This is a genomic window from Streptomyces mayonensis, assembly GCF_018982965.1.
Lineage (GTDB): Bacteria > Actinomycetota > Actinomycetes > Streptomycetales > Streptomycetaceae > Streptomyces > Streptomyces mayonensis.
The window spans coordinates 1-547 of sequence record NZ_JACBYP010000282.1 but is presented as its reverse complement, the minus strand read 5'-3'; the positions used below and the strand labels follow the sequence as shown (position 1 = coordinate 547).

General features: G+C 72.2%; 1 pseudogene. It reads left to right on the top strand.

What is annotated here, in order from left to right:
* Nucleotides 1-547: pseudogene (locus tag HZS56_RS37860) on the top strand (hypothetical protein); the annotation flags it as partial.

Here is a 547-nt window from a genome sequence, read left to right as displayed (position 1 = left end):
CCCGGTTTCTTTGCCGCCTGGGCGGCTGGGCGGCCGGAAGCGGTGGGCGTGGATGTGCGGTGGAAGCGGGGCGCGGCCCACAACGAGCTGACGCGCCACCGCTACGACGTCGTCCTGCACAAAGCCCCCGCTCAGCCGCTCTCTCTCGCTGGGACACCCGTCATGGCGTGGGGGCGCGACGTCGAGGCCTTGGACACGTTGGATGATCTGGCGTTGCCGGTGCGGGTGTCCGGGGTGCCGAACTCCCGGCTGACCGGGGAGGTCGCGGCAGCCCGTGCGGTGGCCGCCGGTGAGCCCATCGAGCGTGTCCGTGAGCTGTTGGACGGGACGAGCGGGCAGGATCCGGAAGCGGTGTGTCTCTGGGCGCGGGCACGGGGCTGGGACGCCGTGGTCACCGTCGGGCAGGGGGACAGCGGCACCTTCGACGTGGTTCTGCTGCCTGGTGGGGCGGCTGCGGGTGCGGTGTCGGATGGTTTTGTTCCGGGGGGGGGGGGGTCGCTTGCCGGGTTGGCGAGTGATCCGGTGCGTACGCGGGTGGCGGGTGAGT